Origin of the sequence: Saccharopolyspora pogona, assembly GCF_014697215.1 — a bacterium.
Lineage (GTDB): Bacteria > Actinomycetota > Actinomycetes > Mycobacteriales > Pseudonocardiaceae > Saccharopolyspora > Saccharopolyspora hattusasensis.
The window spans coordinates 9,403,522-9,425,001 of the sequence record NZ_CP031142.1 but is presented as its reverse complement, the minus strand read 5'-3'; the positions used below and the strand labels follow the sequence as shown (position 1 = coordinate 9,425,001).

Genomic DNA, 21,480 nt, shown 5'->3' with positions numbered 1-21,480 from the left:
CGTCAGGCCGTCCCGGCCTTCGGCGAAGGCAGATCGCCTTCGGGAACCGCTCGCTGCCCTGACGCCGGCAGCGGGGGCGCCGGTTCGATCGCGTCCGCATCCACCGACTGCCCACCGGTATCCCGCGTGCCCGCCCCGCCATCGCGTGTAGCGGCTGCAGACTGCGGGCCCTCGGCCGCCGAGGCCGCCCGCGGCGATGTCGCCTCCGGGGCCACCTCCTGCGGACCGGAAGCCGGAACAGCACCCGAAGAGTCCGCCAGACCGGCCGGAACCGGAGCACCGGGCCCGCCCACCGGCCTGGGACGAGAACCATTCGCGGCGGACACACCCGACGCCTCCTCCAGGCGCTGCCTGGCACGCCGCTCGGCCGTGCGGTTCATCTCGATGAGGTCGCTTTCCCAATCCCGAAACCAAGTATCGGCTTCAGAAAGATCCCTCGGGATTTCCTTCGGTTTCGCTGGATTCGGAAGCGCAAAAGAGTGCGGGTGCGCGAGCAAGACGATAGCCCGGCCTCGGGGATACACCTTCCCGTTGGGATATCTGACCGACGGCCTGGTTCTGCAGTCGTCGATGTACTGCTGATGTATCTGTTCCGCCGTACCGGCATACAACGTAACGGACTCTTTGTCACCGGCGTCGACACCCATCTGACCGAGCCACTCTTCCATCGTCAGCGGACGCGCATCGTGATCGTCGCTGTTGGCACTGATGCTCCAGTCGAGCACCCACAACCTCGGCCCGGAATCGGTATGCTCCGCGACGATCGGCGCGACGTGATATAGAAATTCCACTTTCGCGGGCTTGCCCGGCAACGCATCTTCTGCATATGGGGAATAAAAGCTCAGCTTGGGCTTGTCGCGGGCAACGAAGATCTTCATCGGAGAGGCGCCCATTCGCGCCAGGTCCATCACCCAGGCGTGCGCTCGGAGCCAGCAGCCGTCTTCGGGGTGATCATAACGAACCGGCGTCCTGCCAAGGGAATAGTTTTCGAATGTGGTGTTCTTCAGCTTCCGGTGCCACTCGATTATCTGCTCCATCGAAGTGGGCCGCGAAATGACGTCACCCAAGACGTTCCCGATCGCTTCGTGATAATCACTCCGCAGCTGGATCAAGTCTGTTCGCAAGTCCGAGCCGAACTGGGTCGTGTAAGCCAGTTGCACTGCCCAAATCTTGCGTAGCTCACGGTCCAGCACACGCATCAGGCGCATCGCGGCCTCGAAAGACTGCTCCCGCACTACAGGATCGGACGTCCCCAAACCTGTGGACACGTGCCCACGAACCGCAGCCGCATATTCGAACACATCCCGCCGGTGGTGCGGCTTGTAGCCGAGTTCCGGCGGCACCGAGGTAAACGGCGGCTCGGGGTCACCGGTGTCAGGGGAATCAGGCTGTATTCGCAACAACTGTGCCGCATACGCGGCATCCTCCTCGCCGAGGACATCGGCCAACGCCGAATCCAGCTCCCGACCGGTATGTGCCTGGAACGCCCGGTACAGTCCCTTGACTGCGACCCGCTTTCCCCGCACCGAGCGCAACGCATCCATTACCGAGTCGACATCAATGTCCTTCTGCGACAACAGCTTGTCCAACGTTCGAGCCCGCCACTGCGCCACCGACCCGAAATCCTCCGGCCGGATGGCGGCAAGCGTCGGCGAACCCGCATCCGCTGCCCCCGGGCGGAACCCGTACGCGCGCGTGCTCTCTTCCAGCTGCGCCAGATGCCGCGGCAACAGCCGACCGCCACGACTACCCGACCACATCACGCTTTCGTCGCCATACACCCGGTTCCGGCGCGGTATCGCGATCCGCTGGTTCTTGGACACCGGCATGTCGTCCCGATGGAACACAGGCCGCCCATCCTGCCCGGGCCAACGCTGTTGCGGGGTTTCATCCAGAATTCCCAGGCCAAGCCCCAAGGTCCAGGCGAGCTGCGCGTCGGAACCGACGAGGTCCGTGTACTTCAGCAGGCTTGCCTGCATGCTGCTGTCCTGGGAGATCGTCTGGTGCGCGTTTTCCTGATCGTCCGGGAACTCGACCCGCACATGGAACTGCTCGCCCGACGGAAACCGGTAACCCTGGTTGAAATACAGATCAGCCGCAGCGCCTACCTTCTCGACGCACGTCGCGCGATCGATGGACCCCATAGGCGAGTCGGTTTCCAGGAAAAATTTGAGGGTGTACTCCTGAACCCAACGCCCCTCCACCTTGATCCGCCGCACGTCGTATCGCACCAACTGCTCAATGGCTACGATAAACCTTGGGGTGGTGTAACCCGCCACTTCCCGCAATTCGGACTGAACCGAGAAGTCCGGCTTAGCCTGCCGCAGATTCTCCCACTGGTCGCGTCGCAAGGGAACCGGCTCGGGATCGAACCACGAAGCGGTCTTCGCCCGACTACGCCGCCACGAAGGATCTGTTGATGGAATATCAAGCAGTGCCGCAAAGTCGCCATAAAGCGCATTCATCAACTCCGCGATGTCGCGACCATCCGCTATCTCCCGTGTCTCCCCCACACCCGTCAGCAGTTCGGTCAGCACTAAGCGAATTGCGTCGTGCACGTTGTTATCCACCGTGCCCGGCTCCGCCTGCGGCATCAGCTCCAGCATCGCCGCCGCCACTCCGTGGACGATCCTGACGGACGCCGGGTCAGCGGACGCCTCCCACTGCTCCACCCGATTCGCAGCCTCGCCGATCCGCTCCGCCCACCGCTCCACCGCGGTATCAGTCCGCTCAGCAAAGTCATTCCGAAGTGCATTGATCAAGCCGTTGAATTCGACACGGCGCGCGATCTCCAGCCTCACCGCACGGGTGATCGAATCCCACAGACGTTCTTGCTCGTCGAGCAACGGCCCCCGACCCGAAACCCCCTCCGGACGCTCACCCATCCACTGCTGCACGGCCGCCGCCGCCCGCAATCCAACTTGATCACCGAGCTCTCCATTGGCAGCCAAATAGCCGGCCCACCGAGCCTCAAAATCATCCACCTCGCGATGTGGCACGGTCCGCTCGACGGCTGCACCTTCGTCCTGCGGTCTGTCCGTCACGGAGGCAGCGACACCATCCTGCGAAACAGCGCCGCTCTCCGCCGAGACAGCACCACCGTCAGGCCCTGGGCTCTCAGCCACCCCGTCCTCGTCGCTCGACCTGGAAAGCCGATCCGGCACACTCAACCCGCCAGTAACCCGGGCAACCATTGCGTTCGTTGCCTCCCGTGCCGGATCTTCCTCAGGCGTCTCCGTTCGGTTTGGTCCTGGCGTGGCTGCCCACCTGATCAACGGGGCGGGGTGTGCCCCCTCTGCATAACGCGGCTCGGCCCAGCCGTTGAACGCCGCCCGCAACTCCGGACCGTGCTCGACCAAGCCCTCACCCGAATCACGGCGGTACCAGTGACCGGTCCCCTTACCACCAACGAACGTCGGCAGCATGCGACCGTCGGGCATCACCACCGTTTTCGTAGCGTGAAACGAACCATCCTCGGTCAGCCACACATCACCATCAGTCCCCCAGTCCGCCGTCGTACCCAACGCCTCCGCAACCCGGTCGGCGAACGAAGCCCCACCCTCCGGCTGCCGGAACGCGCCACAACCCACGAACGCCAACGGGAAACCAGGCACAAAATGCTCGTTCTTCCACATTTCCTCGGCGAAGTCCTCAGGCGTGACCCTCCGGCCATCCAGCAACTCCGCACTCCCATCCTCCGTGACATGCACAGCCACCACCTGCACACCCCGCAACCCCCGCGCCAACCCCCGCACCAACCCCGCCACGCGCGCAGCCTGCTCACTGTCACCAGAGGCAAAAAACAGCAGCGGCTCCACCCACGGCACACCAGCCAACTCCGCCATCGGTTCGTTCACCAACCGCGGCCGACGCCGCCCACTGGCATCCACACGGCACACCACCCACCTCGGCCCCCGACCAGGAAGATGGACCCGCGCCAACACATCCGCACTACTACGCCCCTGCATCTGGGCGATTACATCAAGAGACACAACCACATCGCCATGCCCCAGCACCACCAGCGTCTTACCACCCTCCGCAGCCGCGTAGGACGGCGACCGCGTCCACGCCGTGTACTCGACGCTTTCCGTCGACCCCAGGATCTCGAACCTCACCGGCGTGCGATGCACACCCCCCGGCGAGACAGAGTCCAGCCGCCCGTCAAGCCGGCTAGTCGCGCCCGCCAACGACACCAAGTGACGCATGTCCGCTTCCTCGAAGCGGATACCGTAGTCGCGTTCAAGGGAATTCCTGACGGAGTCGGAAAGACTATCCAAATCGACGTGCGACGACTCGGGATCGAGTTCGTGCGCCAACCGCGCCAGGTCATGCAGCGTCTCCATCCTGGGCCGCTGGCCAAGGCCGTGCACCACGTCCATCAGCTCGAGCCAGCGACGAATCTCGTCGATCTCCACAGTCCCGGGCGACCGGGGTTCCTGCGGTCCGGCCGAAGAGTTGGACACCGGCCCCGGCAGCTCGGCGACCAGGATCCGAAGATGGTCAACCGGCCGGGCATAAAAGTCAGCACGTCCGCGGCCGTCCCCGAAACCGGCATCGATCAACGTCCGAATCCGCCGCATCCACAGCGAAGCCTCGTCAAACCTGCCAAGATCCGGATCTATCTCCCAGTACAACCCCGCCAAATCCGTCAGGGACTGCGGGTAATCAGCCGGCAGACCAGTCCCGTCTCCAAGCCCGATCTCCCGCGCCAGCCCCTCCCAACCATCGCTGCCATCCGGGTTGAACCGCACAGCAATCCTCGTCACCAACGAAGGCAGGACCACGTCGTTCAGTCGCGCTAGCGACTCCGCCGGCTCCACGACCACCACAGACCGTTCGCCATCGAGCTCGAACAGCAATCCCGTGGCCCACTCCGCCGTCTGTTCGTCCGCGGTGTCCTCGAGCGCGGTCAGCCTGTCGTTCATTCGCCACCAATACCTGTCGGCGTTCCACATCGCCTCCAAAGCCTGCTCCGGGCCGTTCGTCCACATCGCCGCCAACGCCTGCGCCGGATCGCCGTCGTCCGCAAGGACCTCCCGCGCCATCCCCGCCAAATCCACCAGGTCAAACAAGTCCAAACGGGTGGCCTGCCCACCGGATCGACCTTCGAAACCCGCCACCATGCCGGCTAGGGACCCAAACGAAATGTTCGACGACTCGGGATCAAGCTGGTTGGCCAACCACGCCAGGGCATGCAGCGTGTCCATGTCCTCCATCCCGCGATACAACTGCTTTGCCAGCCGTATGACTGGGAACAGCCGCCTGCGGCTCACCAAATCCTCGTCAATCCCATTAACGAGCGCGTGGTAACCACCAACGTTGTGCACCACGTCCATCCGCTCGAGCCAGTGACGAATCTCGTCGAGTCCCACCTCACCGGGGGGCTGGGGCTCCTGCTGTCCGGTCTGAGGGTTGACCACCGGCCCGGACACATCGGCCACCAGGCTCCGCAGATCGTCAAACCCCAGGGCGTAGAAGGCGGCACTGCCGCGGCTGTCATCGAAACCGGCGTCGATCAACACCCGGATCCGCCGCATCCACAGCGGAGCCTCGTCAAATCCGGACAGATGCGGATCTATCTCCCAGTACAACCCCGCCAAATTCACCAAGGACTGCCGGGCATCATCCGGCAAACCAGCTCCGTCCCCGACCCCTACCTCCGCCGCAAGCCCGCTCCAGCCGCCCTCAGCCCCCTCAGCAATCTTTGTCATGAATGGAGTCAGGACAACGGCGTTCAGGCGCGCCTGCGACTCCGCCGGCTCCCTGACCACCGCAGGCCATTCGTCCTCGAGGTCGAACAGCAATCCCGTGGCCCACTCCGCCCTCTGGTCGTCATCCTCGTCGAACGCAATTTCCCCGATCACGGTCAGCCTGTCCGCCGTCCTTTCCCAACGCCTGTCGGCCTTCCAAATCGCCTCCAACGCCTTCTCCAGATCGCCGTCGACCCCACCAAGAAAGTCTCGCGCCCTCCCCGCCAACTCCACAAAGCGACGCACCTCCGAAGAGAAGGCGCCCCCATTGGCTCGGCCTTCGAAATCCGCCGCCATGCGGACAAGGGACGCCCGCGAAATGTTCGACGACACGGGATCAAGCTGGTTGGCCAACCACGCCAGGCTATGGAACGTTTCCACATCCGGCGTCTCGATGTACAACTCCTTTGCCAGCCGTATGACCGGGAACAGCCGCCTACCACCCACCAAATCCGCGCCGATCGCGTCGACAACCCTGCCGACACCACCAAAATCGTCCACAAGATCCATCACCTCGAGCCAGCGACGAATCTCCTCGACCCCCACAGCCCCGGGCGCCCGCTGTCCCCGCCGACTGTCGAACACCGGCAGATCCGCCACCAGGCTCCGGAGATTGTCAAACGTCCGGGCGTAGAAGGCGGCATCCTCCCTGCCGTCGGCGAAACCGGCATCGATCAACACCCGGACCCGCCGCATCCACAGCAAAGCCTGGTCAAATCCGAAAAGATCCGGATCTATCTCCCAGTACAACCCTGCCAAATTCAGCAGGGACTGCTCGAAATCAGCCGGCAGATCAGTCCCGTCCCCAAGCCCTATCTCCGCCGCAACACCGCTCCAGCCACCCCCAAACCGCTCAGCAATCCTTGCCAGGAACGAAGGCAGCACAACAGCATTCACAACAGCATTCAGGCGCGCCTGCGACTCCCCCGGCTCCCTGACCACCACAGACCGAGCGTCCCCGAACTTAACCAGCAACCCCCGGGCCCACTCCGCCATCCGTTCGTCACGCGCGGTCTTCTCGAGCTCGGCCAGCCTGTCCCCCATTCGCCGCCAAGGCTGATCGGCCTTCCACATCGCCTCCAACGCCTGCACCGGACTGACCCACTGATCGGCATCGGCATCGGCATCGGCTTGAACGGAATCCAGCCGACCAAAAACCTCTCGCACCCTCCCCGCCAACCCCACCAAGTCGAGCAACTCCGAACGAGAGACGGCGTACCAACCGGTGCGGCCGCCGAAACCCGCAATCATGCTGGCAAGGGACAACCGCGAAATGTTCGACGACACGGGATCAAGCTGATCGGCCAACCACGCCAGGACGCGCAGCGTCTCCATCTCAGGCCGCTTGCCGTGCAACTGCTCTGCCAGCCGTATGACCGGCAACAGCCGCCTGCCGCCCACCAAATCCGCGCCGATCTCACCGACAACCGCGCCGAGACCATTGAGGACGTGCACCACGTCCATCCGCTCGAGCCAGTGACGAATCTCATCGTCCGGCAGACCCTCCGGCTGCGGACGCTCGTGCTGTTCCGTCACACGGTTGAACACCGGCTCCGCCAGATCAGCCGCCAGACCCCAAAGATCGCCAACCGACCGGTCATAAAAGGAAGCACCCTCCCTGTCGTCTTCGAAACCGGCGTCGATCAGCGTCCGGAGCTGTCGCATCCGCGGCATGTCCACCTCGGCCGACTGGTCGTTATCGGATCCGATTTCCCACGCCAATTCCGCCAGAGACCTCAAAGCCTGCCGGAATTCGTCCGCCCCAACTTCCAGCCCGATCTTCCGCGCCAGCCCCTCCCAACCATCGATGCCCTCCCGCGCGACAAGCCCCGCCACCAACTCCTCACCACTAGGAGGAGGCAGCGGCACCTCCGCGCGGAGTCGATGCACTTCCCGCCGGAATCCCTGCAGCATGTCCTCAACCGGATCCACCTCTCCCCGAATTCCTGCTCCAGGCTCCAGGTCCTCAAGCGCCTGCTCATGCGGCACGGCAGCCCGTCCACCCGCCGGCGCACGCAGGTGCACCCAGTCGGGACTCAACCCGCGCTGCCCTTCCGGCAAGGGAAGGTCATACGGGTCCACCTCTGGTCGCCCATCGCCCTCCGGCCGAGTCGACTCCCACCTGCCCCGGGGCGGCAAAAAGGGAAGCAACCGACCACCATCAGCCACGTACGCGCCGGAAACCATCGAAGCGAACCCACCGGTACCCGGACCGAACCACACCATGTCCCGCGTCCAGCGAACCCCAGACCCCAACTCCTCATCCAACGCCCGCGCAAACGCCTCGGAGACCCCACACGCATACAGCCACACCACAGCATCCGGATCCCAGTTCGGCGACCGCCGAATCACCCCAGCCAATGTGCGCGCATCCACCGACCGCCCATCCACCACCACGCCACCCTCACCATCACCACGCACCGCCACCACAAACCGGCCATCCCGCAACGGCAACTCCCGCACAGCAACACGAACATCCTCACCCACATCCGACGCGACAATCCCCGCCCGAATCACCTCCACCCCCGGCACCGACCCACCCGCCACGCCCAGCCCCTCCACACCAGCGCCCGAAACCCCAGCCAACCCAGGCCCCCGCAAACCCGCGCCAGCAGACGAAGACGCCCCCGCACCAGACGATTCCGCGCCCCCCGTCAGCTTCGAAGCCGTTCTCTTCCGCCCACGCGGGACTGCGTCGTCCTGCTCCCTCTCCTGCCGTGCGTCGCTCACCAACCCCTCCAACACCCCCTGCTCGGCCTCGATACGCCCCGCCAACTCCTCGATCTCCGCCCGCACAGCGTCAGGAGTCGGCAACAAAGTCCATATCGAACCCGACGTCAATACCTCCGGCTCAGACTCAGCCGGAGCCAGGCGCTGCTCCAACTCCGCCTTCCGAGCCCTGTGCTGCTGCAGCGACTCCCGTGCCTCCGCAACCCGCAGGTCCCGCGCCACGTCGCGCAGCGTCCCGATCCCCGGCCGCTCGCCGTACAACTGGTTTGCCCTTTGTATGACCGGGAACAGCCGCCTACCGCCCACCAAATCCGCGCCGATCTCACCGACGAGCTTGCGGTAACCAAGGTCGTGCACAAGATCCATCCGCTCTAGCCAGCGACGAATCTCCCAGCCCCCCACAGTCCCGGGCGACCGAGGCTCGTCCTGTCCGGTCTGACGATTGACCCCCGGCAGATCGGCCACCAGCCTCCGAAGATCATCAATCGTCTGGGTATAAGAGGCTGCACCCTCCCTGCCGACATCGAAGCCGGCATCGATCAACACCCGGAGCCGCCGCATCCACAGCGGAGCCTCGTCAAATCTGGACAGATCCGGATCTACCTCCCAGTACAACTCCGCCAAATTCTCCAGGGACTGCTCGAAATCAGCCGGCAGACCAGTCCCGTCCCCCAGCCCTATCTCCGCCGCAAGCCCGCTCCGGCCACGCCCAAACCGCTCAGCAATCCTCGTCACGAACGGAGTCAGGACAAAGGCGTTCAGGCGCGCCTGCGACTCCGCCGGCTCCCTGACCACCACAGACCATTCGGCCTCGAAGTCGAACAGCAATCCCATGGCCCACTCCGCCGTCTGGTCCTCACTCTCGTCGAGCGCAATTGCCTCGATCTCTTTCAGCCGGTTCGCCGTCCTTTCCCAACGCCTGTCGGCCTTCCAAATCGCCTCCAACGCTCCCTTCCGATCGCCGTCGACCTGACCAAGAAACTCTTGCGCCCTCCCCGCCAACAACGCCAAGCGGTGCACGTCCGAAAGGGAATAGTCACCGGCTTGGCCTTCGATGCCCGCAAACACGTTGGTGAGGTACCCCAACGAAATGTTCGACGACACGGGATCAAGCTGGTTGGCCAACCACGCCAGACCGTGGAACATGTCCACGTCCGCCGTCTCGTCGTGCAACTGCTCTGCCAGCCGCCTATGCAACTGCTCTGCCAGCCGTACAACCGGGAACAGCCGCCTACCACCCACCAAATCCGCGCCGACCTCACCGACAACCCTGCCGACACCACCAAGATCGTGCACCAGATCCATCCGCCTGAGCCAGCGACGAAACACCTTGAACCCCATGGATTGCCGAGCCTCGTCCTGTCCGGTGTAAGGGTTGAACACCGGGACCCACAGATCGGCCACCGAGCTCCAAAGATCGTCAACCGTCCTGGCGTAGCAGTCGGCACCCTCTCTACCGTCTTCGAAGCCGGCATCGATCAACACCCGGATCCGACGCATCCACAGCTGAGCCTCGTCAAAGCCGAAAAGATCCGGATCTACCTCCCAGTACAACCCCGCCAGATTCACCAAGGACTGCCGGGCATCATCCGGCAAACCAGCTCCGTCCCCGACCCCTACCTCCGCCGCAAGCTCGCTCCAGCCGCCCTCAAACCGCTGAGCAATCCTTGTCATGAACGGTGCCAGGACAACGGCGTTCAGGCGCGCCTGCGACTCCGCCGGCTCCCTGACCACCACAGACCGAGCGTCCTCGAGCCCAGCCAGCAACTTCCGGGCCCACTCCGCCGTCTGGTCGTAACGCGCGGTCCTCTCGAGCTCGGCCAGCCTGTCCCCCATTCGCCGCCAACGCTTGTCGGCGTTCCACATCGTCTTCAACGCCTTCTTCGGATCGCCGTCGACCTGACCACGGTCCTTTCGCGCCCTCCCCACCAACGACACCAGGTCACGCACTTCCAAAGAGCCGACGTCCCAAGCGGATCGGCCTTCGAAGCCAGCAACCATGTTGGTAAGGGATGACTGCAACGAAATGGTCGACGAATCGGCATCAAGCTGGTTGGCCAACCACGCCAGGCTATGGAACGTTTCCACATCCGGCGTCTCGATGTACAAATCCTTTGCCAGCCGTATGACCGGGAACAGCCGCCTACCACCCACCAAATCCGCGCCGATCGCGTCGACGAGCTCGTGGTAACCGCCAAGGTCGTGCACTACGTCCATCAGCTTGAGCCAGTAACGAATCTCGTCGACGTACACATCCCCGGGCGGCCGAAGCTCCTGCTGTCCGGTCTGAGGGTTCAACTCCGGCCCGTACGCATCGGCCGCCAGGCTCTGCAGCTCACCCATCGTCCGCTTATAGAAGACAGCACCCTCCCCGCCGTCCCCGAAACCAGCATCGATCAACACCCGAACCCGCCGCATCCACAGCAAAGCCGGGTCAAATCCGAAAAGATCCGGAGCTATCTCCCAGTACAAGCCCGCCAAGTTCTCCAGGGACTGCCGGTAATCAGCCGACAGCTCGGTCCCGTCCCCAAGCCCGATCTCCGCCGCAACACCGCTCCAGCCGCCCTCAAATCGCTCAGCAATGCCCGTCACGAACGACGGCAGGACAACAGCGTTCAGATGCGCCTGCAACTCCGCCGGCTCCCTGACCACCACAGACCGAGCGTCCCCGAACCCAGCCAGCACTCCCCGGGCCCACTCCGCCGTCTGTTCGTCGTGTTTGCCACGCGCGGTCACCTCGAGCTCGGCCAGCCTGTCCCTCATTCGCCGCCAAGGCTGATCGGCGTTCCACATCGCCTCCAACGCCTGCACCGGACTGACCCGCTGACCCCCATCGGCATCGGCATCGGCATCGGCTTGAACGGAACCCAGCCGACCAAAGACCTCTCGCGCCCTCCCCGCCAGCCCCACAAAGTCACGCACTTCCGAAGGAGACGCATTCCTACCGGCTCGGCCGTCGAAACCCGCCATCATGCTGGTAAGGGACCCCCACGAAATATTCGACGCCACGGGATCAAGCTGACCGGCCAACCACGTCAGGTCGTCGAACGTTGTCTTGTCTGGTGTCGCGCCATACAACTGCCTCGCCAGCCGTATGACCGGCAACCCGCGCCTGCCGCCCACCAAATCCGCGCCGACCTCACCAAGATGGATCACCACGCTCATCCGCTCGATCCAGTGACGAACCTCCTCTTCCGACACATCCTCCGGCCTCGGAGGCTCGTGCTGACCCGTCACACGGTTGAACACCGGCTCCGCCAGATCAGCCACCAGCCCCCGCAGATCGCCAACCGACCGGTCATAAAAAGCAGCACCCACCTTGCCGTCATCGAAACCGGCATCGATCAACATCTTGAGCTGTCGCATCCGCGGCACATCCACCGCGGACGACTCGCCCCCATCGAAACCGACATCCCACGCCAACTCCGCCAGAGACCTCAAAGCCTCCCGGAAATCATCCGCCCCAACAACCAGCCCGACCTCCCCCGCCAGCCCCTCCCAACCGTCCCCACCCTCCCGCGCGAACGGCCGAGCAAGCCCCGCCACCAACTCCTCACCACCAGGAAAAGACAACGGCTCCGCACGGAGTCGATCCGCCTCCTCCCAGAATCGCTGCAGCATGTCCTCAAACGGATCCACCTCCTCCTCCGGCACGGCAGCCCGTTCGCCCACCGGGGCGCGCAGGTGCACCGGGTGCGGCAATCCCAACCCACTCGGTGTTTCCTCATCGAGCGGAATCGCATACGGCCCATGCTCCACCGGCTCATCGACCCCAGGAATGCGCTCCAGCCACCTGCCGTTGGGCGGCACCAGCGGCCGCAACACACCATCCGCCGTCACCAGCGTGGTCACCATCGCGACGAAATCACCAGTGCCTGGCCCAATCCACGTCAACCCATCCACACCATGCCGCACCCGCGAATTCAGTAACTCCTTCACCTCGTTCACGAACGCCGCCGACAACACACAACCGAACAACACCACCGACGCCCCAGCGTCCGGATCCCAGTTGGGCGACCGGCGGATCACATCGGCCAGGGTGCGCGCATCCGCCGACTGCCCATCTACCATCACCCCACCAAGACCATCACCACGCACCACCACCACAAACCGGTCACGTCGAGACGATATCCGCTGCGCAGCGCCAAGAAGAAGACCATCGTCGGAAAGCCCGGACCGCACGAACAAGCCAGCCGGAACCGGAACCGCACGGGGCTCCTGCCGCAGCACGCTCTGGAAAACACCGACAAGACCATGCAGATCGAATGCCGCACCCTGCTCAGAGGCCCCGCCGGCACCGCTGTCATCGGTGCCGACCACCGAAACCCTGGGCGCCTCGCCGAGCAACTCCGGCAACCCGACGCCCCGAACCATCGTCCTCAATGGACTATTTGCGTCCGGATCCCCCAGCGACACATCGCGCGCGAGGGATTCCAGACCCGACTGCAGCGCTTCCAAATGCAGCACATGGCGCCCGTCCTCCAAAGCCCAGCGCACGTTCGCCGGTCCCCGGTAAGGCGCGGCCTCCGCTATCACCACCCGCAATCCCGGCCGGTCCTCGCCCGGCAACTCCGCCAAAAGCGCGGCAATCCGGTCATAGGCACTCCACAGCCCGGACAGCACCGAATTGATCCGGTCCGACACCCAGCGCGAACCAACTTCCCGCAACATCTCGGGTCCCGACCGAACGGCAACGAAATGCGCCGCGACGCTTCGGACGTCCTCATGAGACACCGGAGCGCCAGCGGGCAGGCCGAGGAAGTCACGAACAACACCCCGCAGGCTGCCCGGGGCCACCCCCGTCTCACCCAGGCCCGGAATGGCTTCCGTCAACGCACGGGCCACCTCCCGGGCGTACCGCACATCCGCCACCTCCAGATCCTCGGCAATGCGGACATCGGCAAGCACCGCCGCCAACGCGCTAAGACGAACGATCCGACGCCGATCAGCGGCACGCAACTCACCATGCCCATCCACGCCGGGCGCGTCGCGGCCGAACCGCAGGACCAGCTCGTCGGACAGCATCAACGCCTCACGCGCCTCCATAACCTCCTCGGCCAGCGCCACAGCGCGGGTGTGGAGTTGCTCCAGCCGATCCACCACCAGCGCATCCGCCGGCCGCCACGCGACCTGCACACCAGCAACCCACGCCATCTGGCCGGCCAGTTCCCGGAGATCCTGCCGGTACCAACTCGGCAACGGCGCGAAATCCTCCGTCATCCGCGCCACAGCATCCCGCAACGCCGACAACTCGCTCTCGCCACGATCAGCCACCGCGTCAAGCTCAGAATTCCAGGCCCGCTCCAGGCTCTCCCACGACACCGCTCCCTCACGCGCCTCCGACATCATCAGATCGGCCAGATGACGCACATCGTCATCAGTCACCGCACGCACAGCAGCACCCCCGAAACGATCCTCCGGACCGAGACGCTCCGCCCACAACTGAACCACCGACCGCAGATACCCGGCCAACCCCGCTTCGTCCAGATCGGCAGGCATCGGACCGAGCCGGTCATCCGCACCCCGCACCCGCAACATCTGCAAGTACGGCCTGAGCCGATCAATGTCAGCGGCCTGCCGCAACTGATCCAGAGTCGGCCGGTCACCATCCCTGTCTATCGCCAACCGCGCAACGTTGGCCAACCGCGCCCACACCCGATTCACAGTGTCGCGCAGGTTCTGCCGATCCCGTGCCCCATACCGTGAATCCACGCCAACCGCTTCGGCCACAGCGCGTCCGCCACCGTGCTCCTGCGCCAACTCCACCAGCACGGCTACGGCAGGATCGCCCACACCGGCGCTCGCCTCCTGGACCAGCCATTCACCGGTGACCTGGAGATCATCCAACGAGGTCAGACGAGAACGGTCGGTCGGCCGCCAAGGCGTCCTTATCTCCACCCGGACGTTATCCAGGAAAACATCGACGCGAGCCAGCAAGCCCTCCCGGTTGTTCGCCTCCAGCTGCACACGATTGGCCGTCAACCGGCCGGCAATGGACTCCAGAGCACGCAGCGCCACACGGCCGGGAATTTCCACAGGGGCCGTCTGAGCGTGCCAAACACGCCGCAAGGTTTCGAAGGTGGCCTCACGCCAACGATCCTTCGCGGATTGGGTGAGCGTCACCAGTGTCTGCACGTCTGCATCGGACACCGGACGTTCGTCAACCGGGTTGAAGTCCCGCACCATCTGCCGCACATGATCGATCGTCACGCTCTCGCCAACACCCCGATCGTGGCGTCGTACCGCGTCGAACAGACGACGAACATTACGCAAGTCCGAGATAGGACGCGCACCTTCAAGCGGGGCACTGTCAAACACGTCCAACGTCAGCCGGGCGATGTTGACCAAACGCTGCTCATAATCGGGCACCCACCGCGAACCGAACCGCCGGAAGCCGCGCTCCTGATGATGCAACCCGATCACGTCGGCCAACTCAGCCCGACCACCCGCGGTATCCGCGTAATACTCCACCACGCCCCACGCCTCTTCCGCACGGTCCACATCAATCGAACCCGACGCACCATCCACGCGACTTTCCTCGACATCCTCCGGACCATCGCTCGGCTCAGCCACCGCACCAAAGCCAGCCGAGTCCAACTCATCCGAATCGGACTCCCGCTCCCCCGAGGCCCCCTGTGAAACCGCGTCGCTCTGAGCCGAGACAGCAGCACCATCCACAGCAGACTCCGCGGCGGACATCGTTTCCTCGGACGCCGTGTCTTCACCCAAGTGCACCGGGTGCGACAATCCCAAACCACGCGGTGTTTCCGCATCGAGCGGAATCGCATGCTGATCAATGCCCGCGGCCTGCCGCAACTGATCCAGAGTCAGCCGGCCGCCATCTCTGTCCACCGCCAACCGCGCAACGTTGGTCAACCGCTCCCAATCCCTTTGCACAACGTCGCCCAAGGACACAACGTCGCCCAGGTGATGCCGATCCGATGGCTCATACCGTGAAGCCACGCCAACCGCTTCGGCCACAGCGCGTCCGCCACCGTGCTCCCCCGTCAACGCCAGCAGCGCGGCTACGACAGGATCGCTCGCATCGGCTCCGAACTCCTGGATCAGCCATTCGCCGGCCACCCGGAGATCACGCAACCTGGCCACTCGAGAATCGTCGGTTGGCCGCCAAGGCGTCCTAATCTGCTCCTGGACGTAATCCCGCAAAACCTCGTCCGGCAACCGGCTGGCAACGGACTCCAGTTCACGCAACGCCGCACGGCCGGGGATTTCGACAAGGGCCGTCTGAGCGTGCCAAGCACTCCGCAAGGTTTCGAAGGTGACCTCACCCCGACGATCCCTCGCGGAATCGACGAACGTCACCAGTGTCTGCACGTCCGCATCGGACACCGGACGTTCGTCAGCAGGGTTGAAGTCCCGCACCATCCGCCGCACATCATCGATCGTCACGCTCTCGCCAACACCCCGATCGTGGCGTCGAACCGCGTCGAACAGACGACGAACATTAGCCTCTTCCGCACGGTCCACATCCATCGATCCCGACGCACCATCCACGCGACTTTCCTCGACAACCTCCGGACCATTGCTCGGCTCAGCCACCGCACCAAAGCCCGCCGAGTCCAACTCATCCGAATCCGACTCCCGCTCCTGCGAGATCTCCGACGCGCCATCAGCCGCCGACCTGTCGCCGCCATCTCGCGCCCCACGCCCCGAACTCCTGGACTCCGATCCGTCAGAATCCGACAAAGATCCCGACACACCGCCGATCGCCACGTCACCGGACCGCGCGTGCTGGTTGATTTCCAGTCGTGACGGTCCACCCACGTCGTTCGCACCAGCCGGCGCCTGCGGCTGCTGCACCTCCGCGGCGGGTATTGGGCCCCCGGACGGCTCCGTGTCTTCGTCCGAAGTCCCCGAGCGACGAAGCCGCGCCAGCAACTCATCCCGCTCCTCCCTCAAGAAGCGATCGGTGTCATCGCTCTCCGTGTCGCCCACCACAACCTCAGCGGAATCCGACCGCGTAGCCTCCACGGTCTCCGACCCCGGAACGCCAGCGGACCGCATGTCCCCACCCGGCTCCGGCCCCGCGCCCGCACTCACCGCCATCGCCAGGTGGCTCAGACGATGCAGTTGGTCCAGAAACGCCCGAGCATCCTCTCTACGAGCATCCTCGCTATCATCCCCATTCGTCAGCAGCCGATGCGCGACCGCATTCCGCAATTGATCATCCTGCATTCGCCCGAAGTGCCGGTCTACGTCAGCGAACGCGCGGTCCACCGGACCTGGACCATGCAGAGCTTGCCACTGCCATAACCCGCTGTCTGCTGTCTCGTAAATCTGCTGCATTTTCAATATCGCGTTATTCCGGCGCCGCACCCGCAAATCCTGAACAGCAGCGGCAGCTTCCGCTACCCGACGACCGATCGTTCTGACATGCACCCCATTTAGATTCAACCACTTCTCGATCAGGTCTTCATATGTGTTCTGTACGTCAGCGTCCACCTCCGCCTCCGCCAAAATCTGCCGCAGAGACCTCACCGCAGCATCCAAATTGGAGGTCAGCTGCTTCTTGACAACCCTAAAAACACTGTGACCCCAATCCTCAGATCTCTTGAACCGAGCCCCCAAACCGGCGGTGGTGTAATACCCGCGAAGCGCCTCCTCAGACGCCTCGTTTCGCAGCACCTGGTTGACAGCAGTATTGTTCCGCAAACCACTAAGCGCCTTGCCAACCGCCACGCGCTGCCGATAAATCTGCTGTGCTTCAGATCGATTGTTTCCAGGCGCCGGGGTCGCCGTGGCGGGACGCAAGTTGTCGGCAGTACCCGAATCCGCACGGCCACTCAGGTCACCAGCCAGGTAACAGATCAGTTTCCACCGCAACTCCTGCACCTGCTGATCAGCCCGCGGTTTCATCAACTCGCGTGCCATCACATCCCGGAACGGCCGGGACTCCCCGAGAGGCCCCAAGACGACGACCGCGGCAGCGTACAAACCGCCCACGACATCTTGACCTTGGTAGAAGGCCAACTGCCGCAACGCTTGATCGGCCTCCGCGAATTCCCGCCTTATCGCGCTTATCCGAGAAGTAACGCTCGGCGCTGGATCACCATCGACCCCGCGCACCATCGCGGCAGCAACGGCCAACTGTTCCGCGGCCCGCATGGACCGCTCCTCCTTCACGGTCGCGATACGCTCCCGCAGCGCCTCCAAAATCGCATCCCGAACCGGATCGAACGCCCGCCCCTGCAACGACGCCTCCAACGCCGCCTTCCGAGCCTCCAGCTCCTCCAGCCTCACCCGCCCTTCCTCAATCAGCTCAGCCCGCTCCTCTCGCTCCGTCTGGTGCTTGGCACCACCCGCGGCTTCATCCACCGGTACCGCAGCATCTGACTGTGAAGGCCCGCCACTTTGGCCCGAACTCCAATCCGCCGCAGCGGATCCACCACCAGACGAGGGCCCTTCCCCAGCAGACGATTTTGCAACGTGCTGCTTCGCAGCCTTCTTCCTTCTTTGATACGCACTCTGGCGTGCCGTGTCCTGTTGGCGCAACCACTTATCCTGCGCCTCAATCTCGTCGAACTCCTCCTGCGCCGTCTCTATATCCCGCTGCAGCGCCTCCCACTGCCTCCGCAACCCCGCATCCGACCCCGCCTGCACGGCCCCATCCCACCCCGGCGACGTCTCCAACGAAGCCTGGGCAGCCCTAGCGTTCTTCAGCGACGCCTGCAACTGCTCCATCCGCGCACGCCGCTCCGCCTTATTACGGATCCGCCTCTGCCGGTCTTTTTGATTCCACGTTGTCTTCTTTTCCTTAGGCGTGTCGGTCTGGCTTGGTCCTGGCCTGCCCGTCTTGATCACCCGGGCCGCGTGTGCTCCCCCCGCAAAGGGCTGCACAGCATCCGACGAAGATCCCGACGTCAGCTCGGCTGCCGCAGAAGACTTCCCTGATCGTCTCGCTGCCTGATCCTCCGGTCCCGCTCCGGCCCGGACACTCAGCCCGCTGCCCCGCATACGGAGCCCGTCCGCCAACGCCCGGGAAAACTCCACCACCTGGTCCTCGTGATCCCGGCCGAGCTCGTGGTACTTGGCCGCGACCAGCGCCACCACATCCCGCAGCGACACGGCAGCATCCCCACGAGCCAACCGCCGGACGTCATGCGTGCCCTGCACAATCCGCGCCGCCGCCGTCTTGTCATCATCCGACCAGCCCTCGTGCTTCGCCCGGGCGATCTCGCGGCCCAAATCCGACGGCGACCACTTCTCCACCGGTATCCCACCGGTATCCCGCGTCATGTCCGCCCCGGACGTGGCCGTTGCCGCGGGCTGTACCTCCCCGACCACCGAGGTCGTCTGGGCGGCCGGTGTCTCGTCCGGGGCCACCGTCTTCTCACCGGCGACCGGGACCGCTGCCGAGGCCTCCGCCAGACCGGACAACTCCTCGCGTCCCCCGGCCGGCACCACAACACCGGGCCCGCCCACCGGCCTGGGACGAGAACCATCCGCCGCGAACACCGTCCACCGCGACCCGCGCCCCTCCGGCCCCGGCGCCACCGCGACAACATTCCGCCCCAGGCCCCGCGCCAGAGCCGAACCCTGACCCAACGACACCACCACACCCGCACCCGCACCACCGTGGGCGACCAGCACCACAGGACCGCCCGCAGAGCCCGCAACACCATCCCGCACGAACCCCACCAACCCGCCACCGGCAACCACACTCGCCGGCACCGGCACCCGCACCGCGTCCGCCGGCAGGCCCGCAGGCAGTACCGCCACCGGGTCCTGCTGCAGAGACGGCACCGCCTGCGACCCCGTATCCGCCGGCAACACCGCCGAATCCGACGACACCGCAGCATCCAGACGATGCGAATCCCCACGCCCCGCAACCGAATCCACACCAGAAGACCCACCCTGGCCGGTCAAACCATCCACCGAGGACACATGCCCCGGCGACACAGCACCATCCAGATCCGCCACCACCCCAGCCCCAGGCCCGGGTGTGACAGTCTCCGGTAGCGCCGCATCCGAAGGCACACCAGAACCATGCGGGATACCCGCCGGCGACCTCTCCCCCACCGAATCCGGCGTCTGCGATGCCACCACATCCACCGGCCCGTCCCCGGACCCACCGCGACCGTCCACACCAGACCCGCCAGGCACAGCCCGATCACCGGGCACGCGCTGATCGCCGGGAACGCGCTGATCGCCACCGGCAACCGGACTGTACGGCGGAGGCGGCGTCACCGGCCTGTCCGGACCAGAACCCGGTGTCTCATACGAATATGCCGGCAGCGGCGTACCCGGCCGGTCCCGCCCGGAACCCGGCACCACCGGAACACCACCGGTCGCGTCCCCGCCCGTCCTGCCCGCGCCGCCCGTCCTGCCCGCGCCGTCCTTGCCGTACGCACCGTCCGTGCTGTGCGTGCCGTCCTTGCTGTGCGTGCCGTCCTTGCTGTCTACAACAGCGGACACCACGGGGTCTTTGCCGGAGGGCACCGACATCGCGTCCGAGTCCACCTTCCCGGTGCCCGGCACCGGGAAACCAGGGTCCACATCAGACACATCCGAGGTGCCGGATGGGTCGAACACACCGTCCTTACCGACCACGCCATCAGGAGCCGGAACCGAACCCGACACCACCGGAACCCCACCGGAAAGCACCGACACCGCATCCGAATCCACCGACCCGGCCGAGAAAACAGAATCCACATCCGAGGAGGCATCCGATCCATCCGATCCGTCGGAGGCGTCGGAGGCGTCGGAGGCGGTGAACACACTGCCCGGGGAGCCAGGAACCTCACCTGTCTGCGACCCGGAAGCGTTCTCCAGCAGCGGGGTCTTCTCCCCACCCACCGCATCACCACTATCACTGTCCCGACCGTGGCTGGTGTCGTCGAGGTACGGGCTCGGGCCTTCCGGCACCAGCTTGCCCCGCAACACCAACCCCGCCAGATTCCCCACACCACTGAACACCGACTCGAACACACCCGCCGTCACCGAGAACGGGTTCCACGTCACCTCCTGACCCGTGGCCGCCAGATACCCCACCTCCCCGAACAACTCCGACAACGCGTTCTCCAACGCCTCCCCCACGCCATGCCCGAACCGTGCCAACCACATGCCCCGCACCGACATCCCCGCATAAACATCCAGATGCTTCGCCACCACATCCGCGAAGCGCGCCATCGCCGACACCGGATACAACTCCGCATGCTCGGCCACCGCCCGCCTCACCGCCGCCTCCAGAATCGCCTTATCCACCTCATCGCCCAGCCCCCGCACCAGCACCTTCGTCAACGCGTTACTGACCAGACCGCCTACCGCCGACAACGGCAGCGACACCAACGCCGAAAACGCCCCCATTCCCGCCGCCTGCTCGCTGAGCTTCCCGTCCCACTTCTCACCCGACTTCTCACCCAGCATCTGCAACTGGGCCTGCAGATCCGGCAGCACGTTGAACGCCACACCACCGGCCGCCGCCATCGCCAACCGCATGAACAACTGACCCCACCACCGCGACAACAAAAACCGCATCACCGCCATCCGCGCCGCCAGCCACGCCATCGACGCACCACCGGTCGCCCCCGCCATCGCCACCGCCCACGCCATCTCCAACAACAACAATTCCAAACCATAAATCGTCACCAACTTCAAATACCGCACCTGCCGCGCCAGATCCCGCACGAACACCGCCAACTCCCGCAACGCCCCCTCACCCGAGGCCAGCAACCCATCGAAAACCTCCAAACCCCCCGCGAACCGGTCCGCCGCCTTCCCCGAAAACTCCGTCCGCACCTTCCCCACCAACTCCGCCACAAAACCCCCTACCTCTCCCACCCCCACCGCACCCGACTCCAACGCATCCGCCACCGCGAACAACCCACCCTCATCCGCATCCGTCATATCCTCACCCGTCAACACCTGAAAAAGCCGCCGCACCCCCTCCGGCACCATGATCGACGAAAACATCACCACCACCCCACCCCAACGCCGCCACAACCCAAGGCAGCAACAACGAACACAAACATCAACCTGC

General features: G+C 64.8%; 1 protein-coding gene. It reads right to left on the bottom strand.

Translation table 11 applies throughout. The features are described 5' to 3' along the window. Nucleotides 1–2: 2 nt before the first annotated feature. Nucleotides 3–21,413 (bottom strand): protein-glutamine glutaminase family protein, encoded by a 21,411-nt coding sequence (locus DL519_RS44010; protein ID WP_190823645.1) that lies wholly within the window; start codon nt 21,411–21,413, stop codon nt 3–5. Between the last annotated feature and the right edge of the window lie 67 nt (nt 21,414–21,480).